General features: G+C 65.9%; 1 protein-coding gene and 1 pseudogene. Both read left to right on the forward strand.

Annotation, left to right across the window (positions count from 1 at the left end):
* Nucleotides 1-313 precede the first annotated feature (313 nt).
* Entirely contained in the window at nt 314-2,041 is a 1,728-nt protein-coding gene (argS, locus tag ACEN88_RS29310; RefSeq protein ID WP_413345362.1) for an arginine--tRNA ligase, read from the forward strand.
* 23 nt (nt 2,042-2,064) lie between these two features.
* Nucleotides 2,065-2,480, forward strand: a pseudogene (locus ACEN88_RS29315) (SPOR domain-containing protein); the annotation flags it as partial.

Consider the following 2,480-nt stretch of genomic DNA (forward strand, 5'->3'; position numbering starts at 1 on the left):
GGGCGGTCTGCCCCTTGCCCGGTGCGCCACCCGGCCGGGCCGGGCCGGCCTTTTTGCCGCCGTTGCGGCCGCCGGCCTTGGGTTTGAGAGTGAGCGTCGAGCGCTTTTCGGTCATGGCAAATCGATCAATGCATAAAGACGCTCATTGTAACGGTTACGCGTTGCGCAGGCTTAAGCGAGGCTTGTGTCCGTGCCCCCGGATGGTTTGCGCGTTGCGGCAAACCAGTATAATGATCGCTTAGCCTGCCAGTGGCACCGCCACCGCGCCGCACCGACCACGCCGCACTGACCATTATTTTTTCGACCACAGTTCATGCTCGCCCAACAAAAACAAGAGATCGTTGCCCTGTTCCAGGCCGCATTGGCCCCAATCGTCGCCGGCAGCGACCTCTCGCCTACTGACGTTAATCCGAAAGTTGTACTCGAACGCCCGCGCGATCCGAGTCACGGCGACATCGCCTGCAACATCGCCATGCAGCTGGCCAAGCCGCTGAAAACGAACCCGCGCGAACTGGCCACCCGCCTCGTCGCCGCGCTGCTGGCCGATCCGAAGGCAGCGGGTCTCGTGGAATCGGCCGACGTGGCCGGCCCGGGCTTCATCAACCTGCGCGTGGCAGCCAGCGCCAAGCAGTCGGTCGTGAAGACCGTCCTGCAGCAGGGCGACGCCTTCGGCCGCGGCGACTCGGGCCATGACCACCACGTGATCATCGAATTCGTGTCCGCCAACCCGACCGGCCCCCTGCACGTGGGCCACGGCCGCCAGGCGGCACTTGGCGACGCGCTGTCGTCGCTGTTCGAATCGCAGGGCCACCAGGTCACGCGCGAGTTCTATTACAACGACGCCGGCGTGCAGATCCTGACCCTGGCCAACTCGGTCCAGGCCCGTGCGCGCGGTTTCCGTCCGGGCGATATCGAATGGCCGGAATCGGCCTACAACGGCGATTACATCCAGGACATCGCCGACGACTTCCTCGCGAAGAAGACCGTGTCGGCCAGCGACGGCCAGCCCGCCACCGCCAGCGGCGACACGAACGACATCGAATCGATCCGTCGCTTCGCCGTCACCTACCTGCGCAACGAGCAGGACCAGGATTTACAAGCGTTCGGGGTCAGGTTCGACAACTATTATCTCGAGTCCTCGCTGTACACGGACGGCAAGGTCGAGGCGGCCGTGCAGGCCCTGGTCGACGCCGGCGTGACGTACGAGCAGGACGGCGCGCTGTGGCTCAAGACGACGGACTACGGCGACGACAAGGACCGCGTGATGCGCAAGTCCGACGGCACCTACACGTACTTCGTGCCGGACGTGGCGTACCACATCCAGAAATTCAAGCGCGGCTTCGACCAGGCCATCAACATCCAGGGCAGCGACCACCACGGCACCATCGCCCGCGTGCGCGCCGGCCTGCAGGCCGTGAACATCGGCATCCCGCAGGGCTATCCCGACTACGTGCTGCACAAGATGGTCACCGTCATGAAGAACGGCGAGGAGGTCAAGATCTCCAAGCGCGCCGGTTCGTACGTGACGGTGCGCGACCTGATCGAATGGTCGGGCAACGGCGACGTGACCCGCGGCCGCGACGCCGTGCGCTTCTTCCTCATCTCGCGCAAGGCCGACACGGAATTCGTGTTCGACGTCGACGTCGCCCTCGCCACCAACGACGAGAACCCCGTCTACTACGTGCAGTACGCCCACGCGCGCATCTGCTCGGCCCTCGCGAACTGGGGCGGCGACGTGGCGCAACTGGCCAACGTCGATCTCTCCCCGCTGACGAATGCGCACGAATCCGGCCTGCTGGCCAAGCTGTCGTCGTACCCGGAGATGCTGCAGCGCGCGCTCGTCGAGCTGGGCCCGCACCAGGTCGCGTTCTACCTGCGCGAACTGGCCGGCGAACTGCACAGCTATTACTTCGCGCACAAGTGGCTGCTCGACGACGACGAGCCGACCAAGCTCGCGCGCCTCGCGCTGGCGGCCGCCATCCGCCAGGTGCTGCGCAACGGCCTGGCCCTGATCGGCGTCTCGGCGCCGGAGAAAATGTAAGCGTTTTAACCATACCGTACTACATGATCGCTTTCCGTAATCGCTCGCAATCCTCCTTCACGCGCCAGCGGGGCAGTACGCTCACTGGCCTCATCATCGGCCTGATCGTCGGTCTGGGCATCGCGGTCGCGGTCGCGCTGACGATCACCAAGGGCGCCTCGCCGTTCACCGACAAGACGGTCAAGGCGGGCCGCCCGGCCGATCCGGCGCCGGGCCAGGCCCAGGACCCGAACAAGCCGATGTACGCCAACCGCGACGCCGCGCGCGTAGCGAACAAGGAGATCACGGAAAAGGCGGCCGCGCGTTCCGGCGGCACCGATGCCGCACCGGCACCGAGCGCCAAACCGGCCGACGTCGATCCGCTGGGCCAGGCGATCGCCGCGATGAAAGAGCCGGCACCGGCCAGGGTCGAGCCGAAACCGGAGACACGCGTCGCATC

Origin of the sequence: Massilia sp. CT11-108 (assembly GCF_047302915.1) — a bacterium.
Lineage (GTDB): Bacteria > Pseudomonadota > Gammaproteobacteria > Burkholderiales > Burkholderiaceae_D > Telluria > Telluria orientalis.

Coding starts and splice junctions, on each gene's coding strand:
- argS (WP_413345362.1), top strand. CDS start 314: ATGCTCGCCCAACAAAAACAAGAGATCGTTGCCCTGTTCCAGGCCGCA.